This window comes from Microbacterium sp. ARD32 (assembly GCF_031844385.1).
In the GTDB taxonomy this organism is placed as follows: domain Bacteria; phylum Actinomycetota; class Actinomycetes; order Actinomycetales; family Microbacteriaceae; genus Microbacterium.
This window is the reverse complement of record NZ_JAUZVD010000001.1, coordinates 902,480-920,297: the sequence shown is the minus strand read 5'-3', so window position 1 is coordinate 920,297 and position 17,818 is coordinate 902,480. Positions and strand designations below refer to the sequence as shown.

Sequence of the window (17,818 nt, the reverse complement as noted above, 5' to 3'; positions counted from 1 at the left end):
CGCCTCGCCCTCACGAGCGCGCGAGTCAGAAGCGGGCGATGCCGTAGCGCGCAGGCGTGCGGATCGCAGCCGCGTCGATCTCGAGGCGCCGCGTGAGGTGCTCGGCGATGTCGGCGGTGCTGACATAGTCGCCGAGCAGCACGACCTCGGTGCGCAGCGCGCCCTCCGACTCGTCGCACAGCATCTCGTCGGCCCAGGCGACGGCGGCGCGGGTCAGCGCGACGCCAGCGGCGCGGCGCACGCCGTCACGTCGCTTGCGGGGCAGCCAGGTGACGGTCATCCGTGCCGGCGCGCTCACGGTGCCGATGTGATCGGCATCGGGAACCTCGATGAACACGCGACCCACCGCGCACAGCGGCAGAGTCGTCAGCAGGATCTGCAGGTCAGTCAGCGAGTGCTCGTCGGCGGTGATCAGGTGCTGCACGCGCGGACGACGGGATGCCCGGCGTGCGGCGCGTGCGCCTGCAGACGTCTCGACCGTGCTCATGATGAGACCATCGTAGCACCGATGTAGGGTTGCCTTACCTATGTCGACGCGCGCTCCAGTGCGCCGAGCCCCGGATCATGCGACGAGCGCGTCGGCCAGCGCATTCAGTTCCGCCTGCGACAGCCCGGCCGCTCGCAGGTATGCCGCTGTGGAGCCATGGCTGCGGTCCAGCCCATCGAGGAGTCCCGCCATCACCGGCGCGGGCGACTCGGTGGCCAGCTGGATCGCATTGCGCGCATCCGGCATGTGCGCTCGGAAGTAGCGCGCGATCGCGCGGTTGCGCTCCTCGGGCAGCTGCGAGGCGGTGAGCGCGTAGTCGGCGACCACGGCATCCCGATCCGCCCCGATCGCGCTCAGCGCCAGCGCGACGACCACACCGGTGCGGTCCTTGCCCACGGTGCAGTGCACCAGCACCGGGTCCCCCGCCGCGATCACCCGGACGGCGTCGACCAGGCGAGCCGAGCAGTCGTCGACCAGGTGACGGTACATTCCCGCGAGATCGAGGTCCTGCTCGAAGAACGACCCGACCGACCCCAGGAACAGCGGCACGCGCGTCGTGGGAACCCCGCGCAGCATCGACGGCTCGGAACTCACCTCGGTGTCATCGCGCAGATCCAGTACGCGTCGCACGCGGCCGCCCAGCAGCTCCTGGCCCTCGGGGCTCAATGCTGCGAGGTGACCCGACCGGAGCAGCATCCCGGAGCGCACTCGGCCGGAGCCGACGGGAATGCCGCCGACGTCTCGCAGGTTGTTCACGCCGGGGATCCGAATGACCGTCACCGTTCCAGCCTAAGCGAGCGCCGTCATTCACCCGCACCTGCAGATCGACAAGCACACACCGCAGATCATGAGCAGACGCACAGGCATCGAGCGAATGTTACTTGTCATACTGATCTCGCATTTCCTGTGATCCTCCTCCCGATAGGAGAATATCGCCGTGACCGAAGACTCCAGCGAGTTCCGCTACCTGCCGGCGCAGGCGAGCGACCTCGGCATCGCCGTCCCACGCGCCGAACGGGTCCGGCTGCCCCTGGCCGATGGGCGGATGCTAAGCGCACTGCGCTTCGGAGACGGCGACCCCGAGGTCACCCTGCTGCACGGCGCCGGACTGAACGCGCACACGTGGGACACCGTGCAGCTGCTGCTGTCCCGTCCCGCTCTGGCGATCGACCTGGCCGGTCACGGCGACTCGTCGTGGCGAGTGGATCTGGACTACTCCCCCGCCGCGCTCGCTGACGACGTCGCCGCCGCCGTCGCCGCGTGGACGCGCGCGCCGCAGGTGCTGGTCGGGCACTCGCTGGGCGGACTGACGGCGGCCACCGTCGCCGCACGGCATCCGGAACTGGTGCGCGAGCTGATCCTGGTCGACATCGTCCCCGGGATGGACACGGATGCCGCACCGGCGATCCTGCGCGAGTTCTACCGCGTCACCGACTTCGCCTCCCGCGAGGAGGCGACGGACCGCGCTCAGGAGTTCGGCTTCGGGGGCACTCGGGCCGACACCGAGCGCGGCGTCTTCTTCAACACGCGCGTGCGCGAGGACGGCCGCGTGGAGTGGAAGCATCACTTCGCGCACATCATCGGACACGCCTTCGACGCGCTGAACGGCGCGAAGCGCGCCGCCGGGGCACCCGACCCGTGGGCGGATCTGCTCGCAGTCGCCGCCCCCGTCACGCTCGTGCGCGGCGCGCGCGGCTTCCTGCACGACTCCGACGCGGCCTCGTTCGCCCGGCAGCTGCCCGCCGCCGCGACGATCGTCGTCGACGCCGGCCACAACGTGCAGGAGACCGATCCGGCATCCCTCGCCTCGACCATCACCGATGCACTGAACCGACCTTCCCACTGACCGACTGACCCGACGCCCGCTCCGCCCGAACGGAGCCGCTCAGCACCCTTCACGAGAGGACACTCCTTGTCTCCCATCCGCAGCACGCGCCGATCCGCACGCCTGGCGGCGGTCGGCATCCTCGCCGTCGGCGCCCTGATCCTGACCGCTTGCGGCGGCTCGTCCGCGCCGAAGCCGGCTGTCACGGGCAAGGCCGACCCGAACGCCGAGCTGACCGTCGGTCTCGTGCTCGAGCCGACCAACCTCGACATCCGGCACACCAGCGGCGCCGCTCTGGAGCAGGTGCTGATCGACAACATCTACGAGGGCCTCGTCAGCCGCACGCAGGACAACGAGATCGAGGATCGCCTGGCCGCCTCGCACGAGGTGTCGCCCGACGGACTCACCTACACGTTCACGCTCAACGAGGGCATCACCTTCCACGACGGCACAGCGCTGACGTCTGCCGACGTGGTCTCGTCCTATCAGACCGTGAAGGCCGACGCGACGGTACAGGGCAACTCCGAGTTCGCCGGCGTCGCTGCGATCACCGCCCCCGATCCTGCCACCGTGGAGATCACGCTGAGCGAGTCCGACCAGAACTTCCTGTTCAACCTCACCGGACCTGCGGGGCTGGTGTTCAAGACCGGCGACACCACCGATCTGAAGACCGCCGAGAACGGCACCGGGCCGTTCACGCTCCAGCGCTGGGCGAAGGGCAGCGCCATCACCTTCGCGCGCAACGACGACTACTGGGGCGAGAAGGCGACGATCGCCGAGGTCACGTTCCAGTACATCCCCGACTTCACCGCCGGAGTGAACGCCGCGATGGACGGCAGCGTCGACGTGCTCACCGCGGTCGACCCGAACCTGGTCTCGCAGTTGGAGGACAGCGGCGAGTTCACGATCACCACCGGCCGCACCACCGACAAGGCCACGCTCGCCTTCAACAACGCGAAGGCGCCGTTCGACGACAAGCGCGTGCGCAGGGCGCTGCGGCTGGCGATCGACCATGAGGCGCTCGTCGAGGCCGTCGGAGCGGGCCAGACCCAGTACGGCCCGATCCCCGAGCTCGATCCGGGGTACGAGGATCTCTCCGAGCTGACCCCGTACGATCCCGACGAGGCAAGGAAGCTGCTGAAGGAGGCCGGCGCGTCCGACCTCGACCTGACGCTCACGATCCCGTCGTTCTACGGCACCACGGTGGCGCAGGTGCTGGTCTCCGACTTCGCGAAGGTGGGCGTGTCGCTCGAGGTCGACCGCGTCGAGTTCGCCACCTGGCTCGAGGACGTCTACAAGAACCACGACTACGAGCTGAGCTTCGTGCTGCATGTCGAACCGCGCGACTTCGGCAACTGGGCGAACCCGGACTACTACTTCGGCTACGACAACGCCGAGGTGCAGGACCTGTACGCCCAGTCGCAGCTCGAGCTCGACCCGGCCGCGTCCGCCGAGCTGCTCGAGAAGGCCGCCCGCATCGTCGCTCAGGACGACGCCGCCGACTGGCTGTACACCGGTGAGACCCTCACGGCGCTCAGCGCGGGCGTGCAGGGCTTCCCGAAGGACTCGATCAACTCGCGCATCGACCTCGCCGGCGTCACCAAGACCGCTGACTGACAGATGCTCCGCTACGCGCTCACCCGAGGAGCCCTGCTCATCGCAGGGCTCCTCGTGTCGAGCGTGATCATCTTCTTCACGCTGCGCGTGTTCCCCGGCGACGTCGCCCAGCTCATCGCCGGAACTCAGGCGAGCCCCGAGCAGGTGGAGGCGATCCGGCAGTCGCTGGGCCTGGACAGGCCGCTGCCTGCGCAGTACGCCGACTGGCTCGGCGGGCTGCTGCACGGCGACCTGGGCACCTCCCAGCTCAGCGGGGCCTCGGTGGGCGCCGAACTCGCGGAGAAGGCCAGGGTGACCTGGCCGCTGGCGCTGATGTCCATGGTGATCGCGATGCTGATCGCCGCCCCCTTCGGCGTGATCTCCGCGTTGCTTCGGGGGCGCGCCGGCGGCACGGGCATGAGCGTCGCCGCGCAGGCGGTCGCCGCAGTCCCGGTGATCTGGGCTGGGATGATGCTGGTCGTCGTCTTCGCGCACTGGCTGGGCTGGCTGCCCGCTCAGGGGTTCCCGCGCACGGGGTGGTCGACGCCGGCCAAGGCCTTCGAATCGCTGCTGCTGCCGGCGCTGACCATCGGCATCGTCGAGGGCGCCATGCTCATGCGCTTCGTCCGCAGCGCCACGCTGCAGGCCGCGGGGCAGGACTTCGTCCGCACCGCCGCGGCCAAGGGCCTCACTCGCCGTCAGGCGCTGATCCGTCACGGCATCCCCGCCGTCGGGCTCTCGATCGTGACCGTACTGGGCGTGCAGGTGGCCGGGATCATCGTGGGCTCGGTGGTGATCGAGCAGCTGTTCACCCTGCCCGGCATCGGGCGGATGCTGGTCACAGACGTCGGCACCCGCGATCTGGTGAAGGTGCAGAGCGAGCTGCTCGTGCTGACCGGTTTCGTGCTGGTGATCGGCTTCCTCGTCGACCTGCTGCATCACGCGATCGACCCCCGACAGCGCGAGGAGGCGGTCTGATGCCCCGCTGGCTCCGTGCCCTGCTCTCGTCCGCCACCGGGCTGTTCGGCGTGATCGTGGTGCTGCTGATCGCGGTGATCGCACTCGTCTCGGTGTTCTGGACGCCGTTCGACCCGATGCTCTCCGACATCCGCGGGCGCTGGGCCGCGCCGGGGCTGCCGCATCTGCTGGGCACCGATGGCACCGGGCGCGACATCCTCAGCCTGATCATGGCCGGAGCCCGCACGACCCTCTTCGTCGCGGTGGGCTCCGGGATCGTGGCCACCGTGGTCGGCGTCGTCCTCGCCGCCCTCGGTGCGCTGACGGCGCGCTGGGTGCGCGAGACCGTCGCCGTACTCGTGGACATCCTCATCGCCTTCCCCGTGCTGATCATCGCTATGATGATCTCCGCCGTCTGGGGCGGATCGCTGTGGGTCGTGGTGTTCTCGGTGGGAATCGGGTTCGGCGTCAGCATCGCCCGCGTCACCCGCCCCGAGCTGCGCCGCGTGCAGCGCAGCGACTTCGTCACCGCGGCACGCGCCAACGGGCTGACCACGGGGCAGAACCTCCTGCGGCACCTGCTGCCGAACGTGGCGCCGGTGTTCATCGTGCAGCTGTCCTGGTCGATGGCGGTAGCCGTGCTCGCCGAGGCGGGGCTGTCCTACCTCGGCTTCGGTGCGACGCTCACCGAAGCCTCCTGGGGCACGCTGCTCGCCGATCTGCAGCGCTACATCGGCGTGCATCCGCTCACCGTCGTCTGGCCCGGACTGGCCATCACGATCACGGTGCTGGGGCTGAACCTGCTCGGCGACGCGCTGCGCGAGGCGACCGACCCGACCCTGAGTCATCGCAGCGCCGAGACCCACGTGCCGGCGGTGGTCGCATGAGCCTCGAGGTGCGGGAGCTGGTGATCGAGATCGACGGCCGCCGTGTCGTGGACGGCGTCTCGTTCACGGTCGCCGACGGCCAGCGCTTCGGGCTGATCGGCGAGTCCGGCTCGGGCAAGTCGCTCACCGCACTGGCCGTGATCGGGCTGCTGCCTGCCGGAGCCGCGGCGAGCGGCAGCATCCGCTGGAACGGAGTCGAGCTGCTCGGAATGCCGGATCGCGAGCTGGCGAAGCTGCGCGGCGACGACATCGGGATGGTGTTCCAGGAGCCGCGCACCGCGCTGAACCCGATCCGCACCGTGGGCCGTCAGATCGCCGAGTCGGTGCGCATCCACGAGCGTATCGGGCGCCGTGAGGCCCGCCAACGGGCCGTCGCCGAGGCGGCTCGCGTGCGGCTGCCCGACCCGGCTGCGGTGATCGACCGCTATCCGCATCAGCTCTCCGGCGGCCAGCGCCAGCGGGTCGCGCTCGCGATGGCGCTCGCGTGCGGTCCGAAGCTGCTCATCGCGGACGAGCCCACCACCGCGCTGGACGTGACGATCCAGGCCGAGGTGCTGAAGCTGCTGCTCTCGCTGGTGGAGGAGCACGGCATGTCCATGGTGTTCATCACGCACGATCTCGCGGTGCTGTCGCAGGTCGCCACGCACGCGGTGGTGCTCGAGCACGGCCGGGTCGTCGAGCAGGGGCCTGTGCGGACGCTGCTGAGCACCCCGGCATCCCCGATCACTCAGGCGCTGCTGCGCGATGCGACCGCGACGCTGTGGCGGCCGGATGCTGAGGGAGGCGCGCGATGAACCTGATCGAGGCGGTCGGACTGAGCCGCTCGTTCCCGCTCCCCCGGCGCACGATGTTCGAGACGCGCCGCACCAGTACTACGCTGCACCCCACCGACCTCGCCATCGACGAGGGCGAGTCCGTCGGCCTGATCGGCGAGTCCGGCTCCGGCAAATCCACGCTCGTGCGGCTGCTGCTCGGGCTGGATCGGCCCACCACCGGACGCGTGGTCGTGGACGGCCGGCAGGTGGATGCTGCAGCACCCGCGCGCTCGCTGCACTGGCTGCGCCGGCAGAGCGGTCTCGTGTTCCAGGATCCGTACGCGTCGCTGGATCCGCGGATGACGGCCGGGCAGATCATCGCGGAGCCGCTGTGGGCGCTGGATGTCCCCGGCGACCACCGCTCCCGCGTGCGGGAGGTGCTCGGGCAGGTGGGGCTGGATGCCGACATGGCGGACCGGCATCCGCACGAGTTCTCGGGAGGGCAGCGTCAGCGCATCGCGATCGCGCGTGCGATCGCGCACCGGCCGCGCATCCTGGTCGGCGACGAGCCGCTGTCCGCGCTCGATGTCACCGTGCGGGCGCAGATCCTCGAGCTGCTGGAGCGCCTGCGGCGCGAGGAGGGGCTCACGCTGATCATGGTCTCGCACGACATCGGCGTGGTGCAGAGCCTCGCCGACACCGTCGCGGTGATGAAGGACGGCCGGATCGTGGAGCGCGGCGGAACGGATGCCGTGCTGAGGCATCCGTCCGAGGAGTACACCCGCCGACTGCTGGCGGCGATCCCGGTCATCCCCGGCAGCTAGAGGGTCTTCTGCAGCAGGAGCACTCCCTGCGGCTCACCGAACTTCTCCCCCACCTCGGTGAGGCGCCCGGCGTCGACGAACCCGGCTCTGCGATGCAGCGCGAGCGACGCGTCGGTGCCGCGATCGGCGATCACGGCGATGATCTGACGCAGACCCGCCTGCCGACAGGCATCCAGGAACTCGGCCAGCAGCGCCCGGCCGATGCCCCGCCCCGCGGCCGAGGGCGCCAGGTAGATCGAGTTCTCGATGGTGAAGCGGTACGCGGACTTGGGCGACCACGGCTGGCCGAGCGCGTACCCGAGGAGCACCCCGCCCTCCTCGGCGATCAGGAAGGGGATGCCGGCACCCGTGATCCGGGCTGCCTTGTCCGCCCAGCCCGCACTCGTGGACTCGACCTCGTCGTAGGTGACGGTGGAGGTGCGCACGTAGTGGTTGTAGATGTCGCGGATCGCGGGCAGATCGGCATGCGTCACCGGCCGGATGCGCAGCGCGTTCACTCCTCGCCCGCCACGCGCCAGTCGACCGGCCGTGCCCCCTGCGATTCCAGCAGCGCGTTGGCGCGGGAGAACGGCTTCGACCCGAAGAAGCCGCGGCTCGCCGACAGCGGGGAGGGGTGCGCCGACTCGATGATCGGCGTGCTGCCGAGCAGGGGCTTCGCGCCCCTGGCATCCGCTCCCCACAGGATCGCGACCAGCGGCTGCTCGCGGGCCACCAGGGTGCGGATCGCGAGCTCCGTGACCTTCTCCCACCCCCAGCCGCGATGCGAGGCGGGCGTGCCCGGCCGCACCGTGAGCACTCTGTTCAGCAGCAGCACGCCCTGGTCGCTCCAGGCGGTCAGGTCGCCGTGCGGGGCGGGCGGGATGCCGAGGTCGTCCTGGCGCTCCCTGTAGATGTTGCCAAGGCTGCGCGGCAGCGGCCGCACGTCGCGGTCGACCGCGAAGGAGAGCCCGATCGGATGTCCGGGCGTCGGGTACGGGTCCTGACCTGTGATCAGCACGCGCACGTCGGCCAGCGGACGCTGGAAGGCTCGCAGCACGTTCGCCCCGGCCGGGAGATAACCGTGACCCGCGGCGCTCTCGGCGCGCAGCCGCTCCCCGAGTTCAGCGATCAGCGGCTGCACGGGCTCGAGGGCGGCGGCCCAGCCGGGATCGATGCGCCCGTCGTGGGCGAGTTCGGCGAGCGTCCGCGGCATCAGTCGACGTCGGTCCGCACGTGCAGCGGCCCGCGGGCCAGCAGGTGCTGGGCGGACTGCGCCACCGGCCGCATCGTGATCAGGTCGAGGTTGACACGCCGCGGCGCGTTCAGCGCGTAGGCGATCACGTCGGCGACGTCCTCGGCCACCAGCGGCTCGTCCACGCCCGAGTACACGGCCTCGGCCGCGACCCGGTCGCCGCCGAGCCGGTTCAGCGTGAACTCCTCGGTGTGCACCATCCCCGGCGCCACCTCGACCACGCGGATGGGCTCGCCGTTCAGCTCCTGCCGGAGCACCTTCACCAGCATCGACTCGGCGGCCTTCGCGGCGTTGTAGCCCGACCCGCCGGGATAGGCGATCTGCGCCGCGGTGGACGTGACGAAGACGGTGTCGGCGTGGCCGCTCTCGTGCGCGGCGCGGCGCAGCAGCGGCAGGATGCCTGCGACCAGACGCTGCGACGAGAGCACGTTCGCGTCGTACATCCACTGCCAGTCCTCGATCGACCCGTTCTCCACGCTGTCCGTGCCGCGCGCGCCGCCTGCCACCTGCACGAGCGCGTGCACCGGGCCGCTGCTTTCCAGCTGGTCGATCAGGGCGCTGACGTCATCGGCATCCGTCAGGTCGCACGTGATCGCCGTCGATCCCGTCTCGGCCGACAGCGTCTCCAGTCTCTCGGCGCGACGCGCGACGCCGACCACGTCCCATCCGCTCGAGCGCAGGGCGCGCACGGTCGCCTCTCCGATACCGGTACTCGCCCCGGTCACCACGGCACGTCTGTTCAGCATGCCTCCACCGTAAGGCCTTTCGAGCGCCGCACTGTGTTATTCCGGCGCCGCACTGTGTTACGTAACATTTCCCGCCGCTTGTCCGGGCGCTCCGGGCATCCGTACTGTCGCAGAAGGGCACCCGCCCGATTACCCGACATCCACGTACCAGGGGAGATTCCCGATGACCGCTGAGAACTGGCGATTCGAGACCAAGCAGATCCACTCGGGCGCAGCTCCCGACCCGGTCACCGGCTCACGTGCCACCCCGATCTACCAGACCACCTCGTACGTGTTCCGCGACACGGAGCACGCGCAGAACCTGTTCTCGCTGGCCGAGACGGGCAACATCTACACCCGCATCCAGAACCCGACGCAGGACGTCGTCGAGCAGCGCCTGGCTGCGCTCGAAGGCGGCACCGCCGCGCTCGTGGTCGCCTCGGGGATGTCGGCGGCGACGCTGTCGATCCTGAACATCGCCGGCGCCGGCGACCACGTCGTGGCCTCCTCTGCCATCTACGGCGGCACGTACAACCTGCTGCGCTACACGCTGCAGAAGCTCGGCATCGAGACCACCTTCGTGGAGGACCAGGACGACCCGCAGGCGTGGCGTGACGCCGTGCGCCCGAACACCAAGCTGTTCTTCGCCGAGACCATCGGCAACCCGAAGATCAACGTGCTCGACATCAGCACGGTCGCCGACATCGCGCATGAGAACGGCGTGCCGCTGATCGTGGACAACACCATCGCCACCCCCTACCTGGTGCGGCCGTTCGAGCACGGCGCGGACATCGTCATCCACGCGGCGACGAAGTTCCTCGGCGGTCACGGCACGGTCATCGCCGGCGCGATCGTCGACGGCGGCACGTTCCCGTGGTCGGAGCACGCCGACAAGTTCCCCGGCCTGAGCGAGCCCGACCCGTCCTACCACGGCGTCAGCTACTCGGGCGTGCTCGGCGACGGCATCGCGTACATCATCAAGGCGCGTGTGCAGCTGCTTCGCGACACCGGCCCCGCGATCGCCCCGGCCAGCGCCTGGCAGCTCATCCAGGGCATCGAGACACTGTCGCTGCGCATCGAGCGCCACGTGCAGAACACGCAGGAGATCGCCGAGTGGCTCGAGGATCACGATGACGTCGCCTCGGTCAGCTACGCGGGCCTGCCGTCCTCGCCGTGGTACGCGCTGGCGAACAAGTACGCACCCAAGGGCGTCGGCGCCGTGCTGTCGTTCGAGCTGAAGGGCGGCGTCGACGTGGGCCGCGCCTTCGTGGACAACCTCAAGCTGTTCAGCCACCTCGCCAACATCGGCGACGTGCGCTCGCTGGTCATCCACCCGGCCTCGACCACGCACTCGCAGCTGAGCCCCGAGGAGCAGCTCTCCAGCGGCGTCACTCCCGGCCTGGTGCGCCTGTCGGTGGGTCTGGAGAACGTCGAGGACCTCAAGGCCGACCTCGAGCAGGCGCTCGTCGCGGCCCGCGAGGTCGCCGAGGCGCTGCGCGCCTGACTCTCTGCGCCGAAACCCCTCCTGGTCGCCGAAACCCCTCCTGGTTCGCGTGAATCAGGAGGGGTTTCGACATTCCTGAGGGGTTTCGGCGCGCGTGATCGATCTTCCTGCACATCTGCCGCATCGGCAGAAGTTATCCACATCGAGGTGAATCGCGCGCACGGCGGATGCAGGAGAGTGCACTCTCGATCTCATGCCGAGAGCAATCGATATCGCCGGCGCCCGCGCCATGCTGGCCACGCGCGACGACCTGACGCTGCGGGGCCTGACCGACAGGGACATCGCGGGTCAGATCGCCGCTGAGCAGCTGATCCGCGTGAGGCGCGGCCGATACGTGGATGCCGGGCAGTGGGCCGACCTGTGGAACGAGGGCCGGCACCTGCTTCGCGTGCTCGCCTTCCACCTCAACGCACCTGCACCCGGGCAGGTGTTCTGGGGCCCGTCGGCGGCAGTGCTGCACGGGCTGCCGCTGTACCGGCTCGCGCCCGCCGCCGTTCACGTCGTGATCCACGGCGAGCGCCACAGCCGGTCCCGCGCAGGGGTCGCGTGGCATGACGTGCCGCTCGACGAAGCGGATGTCGTCGAAGTCGACGGCATCCGCTGCACGTCTCCGGATCGGACCATCCTCGACATGACCAGATCCTTCAACGAGGAGGTCGGCCTGTCGGTGGCGGACGCGGCCCTGCGGCGCGAGGCCGTCGACGGGCACGAACAGGACGCCGACCGCGCCGCGGAGTGGCGCCTGCGCCTGGAGATGCGTGCCAACCGGCTCAGCACGCGCGGCGTGCGCCGGGCACGACGCCTGATCGCCTTCGCCGACGGACGGGCCCAGCTCCCCGGCGAGAGCGTGAGCCGGTTGCAGCTGGCTCGACTCGGATACCGGAACCTTGAACTCCAGGTGCATGTCACCGGCCCGGCGGGCGAGGACTACTGGGTCGACTTCGGATTTCCCCGCAGCCGCTGCTTCGGCGAGTTCGACGGCAGGCAGAAGTACCTCGACGCCGGGATGCGCGCCGGGCGCACACTCGAGGAGGCTCTGCTCGACGAGAAGCGCAGAGAGGACGCCGTGCGCGGTGTGACCGGATGGCGGACCGCACGTTGGCTGTCGGAGCACATCCTCAGTCCGGAGGTCTTCGCCCACCGGCTGCAGTCCTTCGGCATCCGTCCTCCCGGCTGACCGCGCCGCATCTGCCCCGCATGCGCGGCCACATCGCCGAAACCCCTCGTGAGCATCCAAACCCCTCCGTGCTGACGCGATTGTGAAGGGGTTTGGGCAACATCGAGGGGTTTCGGCGGCGGGAACGAGGGGACGCGGGCGCGGGAACCCGTAACGTGCCGCCCGCGGGGCGGTCCACCGGTGAGAATGGGAGCCATGGACTGGCAGACGACCTCAGAGGACACGGTGCCCTCCGCGCCCGTGACCGAGGCGGACGAGCGTCTGCTGCGGGCCCGCCCGCCGGCCACCGGAGCCTGGCGCGACGGCGACCCCGTGGGAGACCGCCGTTTCACGTTCCTGGGCGACCTGCGCACCGAGAGCGGTCAGCGCCTCCCGGTGATGCGCCTGGCGTGGGAGTCGTGGGGCGAGCTGAACGAGGCCCGCGACAACGCGGTGCTCATCCTGCACGCGCTCACCGGCGACAGCCACGTGCGCGGCGAAGCCGGCGCAGGACACCCCAACACGGGCTGGTGGGATGCGGTCGTGGGCGCGGGAGCGGCGATCGACACGGACGAGTGGTTCGTGATCGCGCCGAACATGCTCGGCGGATGCCAGGGATCGACGGGACCGGCGAGCATCGCACCGGATGGACGGGAGTGGGCGTCCCGCTTCCCATACCTGACGATCCGCGATCAGGTCGCCGCCCAGATCCGGCTGGCCGACGAGCTGGGCATCGCGCGCTGGGCGGCCGTCGTGGGCGGCTCGATGGGCGGGATGCACGCGCTGGAATGGGCGATCATGCAGCCCGAGCGCGTTGAGCGTCTGGCCGTGCTGTCCTCTCCCCCGGTGACCACCGCCGATCAGCTGGCGCAGAACTTCGTGCAGCTGGAGACCGTGCGGATGGACCCGCGCTTCGCCGGCGGCGAATACTACGACGCCGCCCTCGGTGAGGGTCCGCACCGCGGCCTGGCGCTGGCCCGGCGCATGGCGCTGCTGAACTACCGCAGCCCGGTCGAGCTGAACCAGCGCTTCCAGCGCTCGTGGCAGTCCGGCGTGTCGCCCCTGGGCCACGGCGGCCGCTTCGCGGTGCAGTCGTACCTCGACTTCCACGGCAACAAGTTCACCCGGCGCTTCGATGCGAACAGCTACATCACCGTCGTCGAGGCGATGAACTCGCACGACGTCGGCCGCGACCGCGGCGGTGTCGAGGAGGCGCTGCACACCGTCACCGCGAAGAGTCTGGTGATCGGGATCGACACCGATCGCCTCTTCCCCGTGGAGGGCCAGCAGCGCATCGCGCGCAGCATCCCGAACCTGATCGACGACGAGGCCGTGGTGCTGACCAGCGACTTCGGTCACGACGGGTTCCTGATCGAGACCGACGAGGTCGGGATGCATCTGCGGCGGCTGCTCACGACCTGACGCACCGTGCGCGTGTCGCGGCGCCGCGGCCTGTCTCGTCGCGCCGGCAGAGCCCGCTCGGTCGCGCAGGCAGAGCCCGCTCAGTCGCGCAGGTACGTCCAGGGCGGTTCGCCCATCAGCAGGCGGTGCCTGCGCCCGGGCTCGCCCGGCTCATCCGGATGCTGCTCGTCCCCGGCCCACATCACGAATCCGCCGTCATCGCCGCCGCCCATCCGGGTGCGGAAGAAGGCCGGCTCCCGGGCCGCGGCGAGCGCGGCATCCGCACTCGCACAGCCGAGCAGTCCGTTCAGCGTGACCCACGTCGGTGGGAACAGCGTCATCCCTCCGCGCACGTGCTCGGCCAGCGCCTGTTCCGGCGCCATCCACTCGGCCTGCTCGATCTCGCCGGGGTTGGGCACGACCTCGTCGCCGACATCGCGAGCGAGGAAGAACCAGGTGACGTACCGCACCGGCTGCTCGGGCGGCGGCGTCCACCTCGACAGCGGCGTGGCGTCGGCGATGCGGATGCCCGCCTCCTCGCGGGTCTCGCGCACGGCTGCGGCGCGCGCCGCCTGTGCCTGCGTGGCCGCTCCGTCCCAGTCGCCGGGATCGACCCGCCCGCCCGGGAACACCCAGGCGCCGGCGAACGAGCCGCGGGCGGGGCGGCGCAGCATCAGCGTCTCCACGCCGGCCGCGCCGTCGCGCAGCACGACCGCCGTGCCCGCCACCCGCTCGGGCTGCTCGCCGGTCATGGCCGTCAGTTCTGCTCCGAGGCGTCGATCGCCGCCTCGAGGCGATCGATCTTGGCGTCGAGCTCGCCGCTGTAACCGGGACGGATGTCGGCCTTCAGCACCAGCGACACGCGGGATCCGAACGGCATGACGGCCTCGGTGGCGCGCTTGACGACGTCCATCACGGTGTCCCAGTCGGGGCCCTCCACCTCGGTGAACATGCTCGTGGTGCGGTGGGGCAGGCCCGACTCGCGCACGACGCGCACGGCGGCGGCGACGGCATTGTGGACGGAGTCGCCGGAGCGACCGTTCCCGGATGGGGCGACTGAGAAGGCGATGAGCATGATTCCTCCGGTTCGAGTGCTTCAGTGGGCGACGGTGCGTCGCTGGCGGCGGTTCAGTGGGTGATGGAGCGTCAGTGGGCGACGGTGCGTCGCTGGGCGGCGGGGTGCGGGCGGGACGCGCCGGCGGATGCCGGGGGCGCGAGCGCGACGGCGCGGACCGCGAGCACGAGCAGCGCGACCAGCAGCAGGTTGCGCGCGGTGAGCACGAGCACGGGCAGCAGCTCCGCCCCCAGCAGCCGGTCGTAGGTGAGCGGGTAGACGGCGAACGTGAGCGCGCACAGCGCCAGCACGAGTGCGGTGGCGGTCCCGGCGCGGACCCGGTCGAACACGATCCACAGGATCACCGGGGCGATGAGCCAGGTCTGGAACTGCGGCGAGCCCACCTTGTTCGTGACGATCAGCGCGACGACGAGTGCGAGCGCCAGCGGCGGGAGCAGGCGCTGCCAGGGCGCGGCGGCCCGCGCGCGCAGCAGGCCGAGGATCAGGATGCCGGCGACCACCACCACCATGACGGGCGTGAGCGCCGCCGAGACGACGTCGGCGCCGGGTGCGTGGATCTGGAAGGTGAGGATCGTGCGGCTGTACTCGATGCGCGCGCCGCCGACGGCGGCGAGCCACAGGAAGGGCGTCGCCGCCACGGCCTCGATCTGCAGTCCGCGTCCGGTCTGCATGCCCAGGAACCCGAGCAGGCGATTCCCGGCACCCATCAGCAGCAGCGTCAGGACGATCGCGAGCGTCGCGGATGCCGCCGTCAGCAGCACCCGTCCGGCCCGCCGTCCCGCGGCCACTGCGGCGAGCACGATGGCGCCGGGCCAGATCTTGATCCACGCGCCGGCGGTCAGCAGCGCGGTCCCCACGACGGGGCGCCGCGCCAGCCAGAGCCCGCCTGCCACGGCGACCGGCACGGTGATGGCGTCGATGCGGTACATCGCGATCGGCCCGAGCAGCACGAGTGCGGTGATCCAGAACCATGCCGCCACCCGGCGGCGGCGCGTGCCGCCGCCTCTGATCAGCGCCGCGAAGCCCAGCACGTCGCAGACGGTGACCAGCAGAGCCCAGCCGATCAGATAGCCGTCGAGCGGACCGAGCGCGGCGGTGAACGGCAACGCGAGCAGCTGCGCCAGGAGCATCGGCGGCAGCGCGAGCTGGGGATACACCCATGCCTCGGTCACCCCCACCACGGCGCCGCCGCCGAGGGTCGCCGCGGACCACGGCTGATACACCAGCACCACGTCGCCCATCGGCTGGCCGGGCAGCACCCAGCCGAGCCACCCGACGAGGGCGTGCGCGGCGACGAAGGCGCTCCAGAGCACGGCCGAGCGCGCCGCCCTCCGCATGCCGCCTGTCCTCCGCGTCACGGACGTCCCGTGCTCTCGGCCCGGCCCGTGCCGCTCTGCGTGCCCGTGACCAGCTCCTCGATCGCCCGCGGCAGTGCGGCCGCGACATCCAGCGCGACGATCGGATGTCCGGGAGCATCGCCGCGGGCGCCGGATGCGATCCGCGCCGCGAGTCCGTGCAGCCACGCGGCCGCGGCGGCCGCCTCATTCCGGGGCGCCCGCGGATTGGCGGCGAGCACCGCGCCGAGCACACCGGCGAGCACGTCGCCGGTGCCGGCTGTGGAGAGCCAGGCCGGCCCGTTCGCGACGACGAGGGGCTCGTCGTCGGGGGCGGCGATGATCGTCCTGGCGCCCTTGCGCAGCACCACGGCCTGCAGCATCCGCGCGACCTGCACCGCCTCCGCCACGCGCCGTTCCGCGGAATCGGGCACCGGATCCGCCCCCAGCCGGTCGCGGAGCCGCGCGAGTTCGCGGTCGTGCGGTGTGAGCACCAGGGGCGCCGCGGCGCCCTCGACGAGGTCCAGCGCTCCGGCATCCACGACCACCGGCGCCTCGCCGCCCAGCACCTGCCGCAGCGCGGCGCTCTCGGCGGCGCTGCGCTGCGCGGCATCCGATCCCGACCCGATCACCCACGCGCCCACGCGCGTGCGCCCGAGCTCGTCGCCGGCCACCGTCTCGGGGCGCCGTGCCAGCACGGCATCCGGGGCGCCGCCGAGATATCGCACGTATCCCGCGCCCGCGCGCCAGGCGGCCTCGACGCCCAGCACCGCGGCGCCGGGGTACTCGGCGGAGCCGGTGCGCAGCGCGACCACCCCGCGCGAGTACTTGTCATCATCGGCGGATGGCGCGCGCACGAACCGCGCCGCGTCGGCCTGCGTCCACTCGCGCGTCATGAGACCACGGTATCGCGCCGCGCCGCGCTCGCTTCGCGTAGCGTCGACGTGTGGCTCTGCTCTTCTCCCCTCTCGTCCTGCGTTCGCGCACGTTCCGCAACCGGCTCTGGGTGTCGCCCATGTGCATGTACAGCGCCGTCGACGGCGTGCCCCAGAGCTGGCACCGCACGCATCTGGCGCAGTTCGCCTCGGGCGGGGCGGGGCTGATCGTCGCCGAGGCCACCGCGGTCGCCGCGGAGGGTCGCATCTCGCCGCGTGACACGGGGATCTGGACGGACGAGCAGCGCGACGTGTGGGCGAGGATCGTCGAAGACGTGCACGACCGCGGCGGGATGATCGGTCTGCAGCTCGCCCACGCCGGCCGCAAGGCGTCCACCTGGTGGCCCTGGGCGGCCGAGGGCGGATCCGTGCCGGCGGCTGCGGGCGGCTGGCCGACCGTCGCGCCGTCGGCCATCGCGTTCGAGGGCTTCGCAGCGCCGGTCGCACTGGATGCCGAGGGCATCGAGCAGGTCGTGGCCGCCTTCGCCGCCGGTGCGCGACGGGCGGTGGACGCCGGCTTCGACGCCCTCGAGGTGCACGGCGCGCACGGCTACCTGCTGCACCAGTTCCTCTCGCCGCTGTCCAACGACCGCTCCGACGAGTACGGCGGCTCGCTGGAGAACCGCGCACGGCTGCTGCTGCGGGTGGTGGATGCCGTGCGGGATGCGGCAGGCCCCGACCTCCCGGTGCTGGTGCGGCTGTCCGCCACCGACTACGCCGAGGGCGGCTTCATGCCGGAGGAGGCGGCGACGGTGGGCCGCTGGTGCGTCGCGCACGGCGCGGACCTGATCGACGTCTCCGGCGGCGGAACGGTCGCCAGGCCCCGGATCGACCTCCGGCCCGGATATCAGGTGCCGTTCGCCGCGACGATCCGCTCCGGCGGCGAGGTGCCCACCGGCGCGGTGGGACTGATCACGACCGCCGTCCAGGCGGAGGAGGTGCTCGCCTCGGGAGCGGCGGATGTCGTGTTCGCCGGCCGCGAGTGGCTGCGCGACCCGCACTTCGCCCTGCGTGCGGCGCACGAGCTGGGCGGCGAGGTCGAGTGGCCCGCCCAGTACCTGCGGGCGCGCTGGCGCTGAGCGCATTCGCGGCGGGCGCGCTCAGCGGTCGCCGCTCCCGCCCGGCG

At 71.2% G+C, this 17,818-nt stretch carries 19 protein-coding genes; 10 read left to right on the top strand and 9 right to left on the bottom strand.

Going from position 1 to position 17,818, the window contains the following annotated elements; translation table 11 throughout:
• Window positions 1-25 precede the first annotated feature (25 nt).
• Complete coding sequence (locus Q9R19_RS04255; protein ID WP_311255093.1) at window positions 26-487, bottom strand: SIP domain-containing protein; 462 nt, start codon at window positions 485-487, stop codon at window positions 26-28.
• Window positions 488-562: 75 nt separating this feature from the next.
• Window positions 563-1,267 carry a tyrosine-protein phosphatase gene (locus tag Q9R19_RS04250; RefSeq protein ID WP_311255092.1) on the bottom strand — a complete coding sequence of 235 codons (705 nt, stop codon included), beginning with the start codon at window positions 1,265-1,267 and terminating at the stop codon, window positions 563-565.
• Window positions 1,268-1,424: 157 nt separating this feature from the next.
• On the opposite strand from Q9R19_RS04250, the gene Q9R19_RS04245 reads away from it, so the two are divergent.
• The 6 genes from Q9R19_RS04245 (at window position 1,425) to Q9R19_RS04220 (ending at window position 7,331) form a co-directional block, all read left to right on the top strand.
• Window positions 1,425-2,333 carry an alpha/beta hydrolase gene (locus Q9R19_RS04245; protein ID WP_311255091.1) on the top strand — a complete coding sequence of 303 codons (909 nt, stop codon included), beginning with the start codon at window positions 1,425-1,427 and terminating at the stop codon, window positions 2,331-2,333.
• Between the two features lie 66 nt (window positions 2,334-2,399).
• Window positions 2,400-3,929 carry an ABC transporter substrate-binding protein gene (locus Q9R19_RS04240; protein WP_311255090.1) on the top strand — a complete coding sequence of 510 codons (1,530 nt, stop codon included), beginning with the start codon at window positions 2,400-2,402 and terminating at the stop codon, window positions 3,927-3,929.
• 3 nt (window positions 3,930-3,932) lie between these two features.
• Window positions 3,933-4,886, top strand: a complete 954-nt coding sequence (locus tag Q9R19_RS04235; RefSeq protein ID WP_311255089.1) for an ABC transporter permease — start codon at window positions 3,933-3,935, stop codon at window positions 4,884-4,886.
• A complete protein-coding gene (locus Q9R19_RS04230; RefSeq protein WP_311255088.1) occupies window positions 4,886-5,752 on the top strand; it encodes an ABC transporter permease in 867 nt (288 codons plus the stop codon). Before Q9R19_RS04235 ends, Q9R19_RS04230 begins: the two co-directional genes overlap by 1 nt.
• Complete coding sequence (locus tag Q9R19_RS04225) at window positions 5,749-6,546, top strand: ABC transporter ATP-binding protein (protein WP_311255087.1); 798 nt, start codon at window positions 5,749-5,751, stop codon at window positions 6,544-6,546. The genes Q9R19_RS04230 and Q9R19_RS04225 overlap by 4 nt, the downstream gene beginning before the upstream one ends.
• Complete coding sequence (locus tag Q9R19_RS04220) at window positions 6,543-7,331, top strand: ATP-binding cassette domain-containing protein (protein ID WP_311255086.1); 789 nt, start codon at window positions 6,543-6,545, stop codon at window positions 7,329-7,331. The genes Q9R19_RS04225 and Q9R19_RS04220 overlap by 4 nt, the downstream gene beginning before the upstream one ends.
• On the opposite strand, the gene Q9R19_RS04215 is transcribed toward Q9R19_RS04220, so the two are convergent.
• The 3 genes from Q9R19_RS04215 to Q9R19_RS04205 are packed head-to-tail and all read right to left on the bottom strand — an operon-like array spanning window position 7,328 to window position 9,308.
• On the bottom strand, window positions 7,328-7,828 hold the full coding sequence (locus tag Q9R19_RS04215; protein ID WP_311255085.1) for an N-acetyltransferase family protein: 501 nt from the start codon (window positions 7,826-7,828) through the stop codon (window positions 7,328-7,330). The genes Q9R19_RS04220 and Q9R19_RS04215 overlap by 4 nt on opposite strands.
• The gene (locus Q9R19_RS04210; RefSeq protein ID WP_311255084.1) at window positions 7,825-8,523 is read right to left on the bottom strand and encodes a uracil-DNA glycosylase; all 699 of its coding nucleotides are present in this window, start codon (window positions 8,521-8,523) and stop codon (window positions 7,825-7,827) included. The genes Q9R19_RS04215 and Q9R19_RS04210 overlap by 4 nt, the downstream gene beginning before the upstream one ends.
• Window positions 8,523-9,308, bottom strand: coding sequence for an SDR family oxidoreductase (locus Q9R19_RS04205; RefSeq protein ID WP_311255083.1), 786 nt, complete (start codon window positions 9,306-9,308; stop codon window positions 8,523-8,525). The genes Q9R19_RS04210 and Q9R19_RS04205 overlap by 1 nt, the downstream gene beginning before the upstream one ends.
• A gap of 163 nt (window positions 9,309-9,471) precedes the next feature.
• Between Q9R19_RS04205 and Q9R19_RS04200 the strand changes: the two genes are divergently transcribed.
• The 3 genes from Q9R19_RS04200 to Q9R19_RS04190 all read left to right on the top strand — a co-directional run bounded on the left by Q9R19_RS04200 (window position 9,472) and on the right by Q9R19_RS04190 (window position 13,369).
• Window positions 9,472-10,791 carry a bifunctional o-acetylhomoserine/o-acetylserine sulfhydrylase gene (locus Q9R19_RS04200; protein ID WP_311255082.1) on the top strand — a complete coding sequence of 440 codons (1,320 nt, stop codon included), beginning with the start codon at window positions 9,472-9,474 and terminating at the stop codon, window positions 10,789-10,791.
• A gap of 193 nt (window positions 10,792-10,984) precedes the next feature.
• Complete coding sequence (locus Q9R19_RS04195) at window positions 10,985-11,968, top strand: hypothetical protein (protein ID WP_311255081.1); 984 nt, start codon at window positions 10,985-10,987, stop codon at window positions 11,966-11,968.
• A gap of 195 nt (window positions 11,969-12,163) precedes the next feature.
• A complete protein-coding gene (locus Q9R19_RS04190; RefSeq protein ID WP_311255080.1) occupies window positions 12,164-13,369 on the top strand; it encodes a homoserine O-acetyltransferase in 1,206 nt (401 codons plus the stop codon).
• 80 nt (window positions 13,370-13,449) lie between these two features.
• On the opposite strand, the gene Q9R19_RS04185 is transcribed toward Q9R19_RS04190, so the two are convergent.
• From Q9R19_RS04185 to Q9R19_RS04170, 4 genes are all read right to left on the bottom strand, one after another.
• Window positions 13,450-14,100 (bottom strand): NUDIX hydrolase, encoded by a 651-nt coding sequence (locus Q9R19_RS04185; protein WP_311255079.1) that lies wholly within the window; start codon window positions 14,098-14,100, stop codon window positions 13,450-13,452.
• Window positions 14,101-14,105: 5 nt separating this feature from the next.
• Complete coding sequence (locus Q9R19_RS04180) at window positions 14,106-14,423, bottom strand: thiamine-binding protein (protein ID WP_311255078.1); 318 nt, start codon at window positions 14,421-14,423, stop codon at window positions 14,106-14,108.
• Between the two features lie 71 nt (window positions 14,424-14,494).
• Window positions 14,495-15,760, bottom strand: a complete 1,266-nt coding sequence (locus tag Q9R19_RS04175) for a hypothetical protein (protein ID WP_311255077.1) — start codon at window positions 15,758-15,760, stop codon at window positions 14,495-14,497.
• Window positions 15,761-15,777: 17 nt separating this feature from the next.
• A complete protein-coding gene (locus Q9R19_RS04170; protein ID WP_311255076.1) occupies window positions 15,778-16,653 on the bottom strand; it encodes an ADP/ATP-dependent (S)-NAD(P)H-hydrate dehydratase in 876 nt (291 codons plus the stop codon).
• Between the two features lie 50 nt (window positions 16,654-16,703).
• Here Q9R19_RS04170 and Q9R19_RS04165 point away from each other — a divergent pair, with 50 nt between their 5' ends.
• Window positions 16,704-17,771 carry an NADH:flavin oxidoreductase/NADH oxidase gene (locus Q9R19_RS04165; RefSeq protein WP_311255075.1) on the top strand — a complete coding sequence of 356 codons (1,068 nt, stop codon included), beginning with the start codon at window positions 16,704-16,706 and terminating at the stop codon, window positions 17,769-17,771.
• Window positions 17,772-17,818 lie beyond the last annotated feature (47 nt).

Bases quoted from the DNA above. Each gene is read 5' to 3' on its own strand.
- Q9R19_RS04255 (WP_311255093.1), bottom strand. From the start codon at position 487: ATGAGCACGGTCGAGACGTCTGCAGGCGCACGCGCCGCACGCCGGGCA.
- Q9R19_RS04235 (WP_311255089.1), top strand. From the start codon at position 3,933: ATGCTCCGCTACGCGCTCACCCGAGGAGCCCTGCTCATCGCAGGGCTC.
- Q9R19_RS04230 (WP_311255088.1), top strand. From the start codon at position 4,886: ATGCCCCGCTGGCTCCGTGCCCTGCTCTCGTCCGCCACCGGGCTGTTC.
- Q9R19_RS04225 (WP_311255087.1), top strand. From the start codon at position 5,749: ATGAGCCTCGAGGTGCGGGAGCTGGTGATCGAGATCGACGGCCGCCGT.
- Q9R19_RS04220 (WP_311255086.1), top strand. From the start codon at position 6,543: ATGAACCTGATCGAGGCGGTCGGACTGAGCCGCTCGTTCCCGCTCCCC.
- Q9R19_RS04210 (WP_311255084.1), bottom strand. From the start codon at position 8,523: ATGCCGCGGACGCTCGCCGAACTCGCCCACGACGGGCGCATCGATCCC.
- Q9R19_RS04205 (WP_311255083.1), bottom strand. From the start codon at position 9,308: ATGCTGAACAGACGTGCCGTGGTGACCGGGGCGAGTACCGGTATCGGA.
- Q9R19_RS04200 (WP_311255082.1), top strand. From the start codon at position 9,472: ATGACCGCTGAGAACTGGCGATTCGAGACCAAGCAGATCCACTCGGGC.
- Q9R19_RS04195 (WP_311255081.1), top strand. From the start codon at position 10,985: ATGCCGAGAGCAATCGATATCGCCGGCGCCCGCGCCATGCTGGCCACG.
- Q9R19_RS04190 (WP_311255080.1), top strand. From the start codon at position 12,164: ATGGACTGGCAGACGACCTCAGAGGACACGGTGCCCTCCGCGCCCGTG.
- Q9R19_RS04185 (WP_311255079.1), bottom strand. From the start codon at position 14,100: ATGACCGGCGAGCAGCCCGAGCGGGTGGCGGGCACGGCGGTCGTGCTG.
- Q9R19_RS04180 (WP_311255078.1), bottom strand. From the start codon at position 14,423: ATGCTCATCGCCTTCTCAGTCGCCCCATCCGGGAACGGTCGCTCCGGC.
- Q9R19_RS04175 (WP_311255077.1), bottom strand. From the start codon at position 15,760: ATGCGGAGGGCGGCGCGCTCGGCCGTGCTCTGGAGCGCCTTCGTCGCC.
- Q9R19_RS04170 (WP_311255076.1), bottom strand. From the start codon at position 16,653: ATGACGCGCGAGTGGACGCAGGCCGACGCGGCGCGGTTCGTGCGCGCG.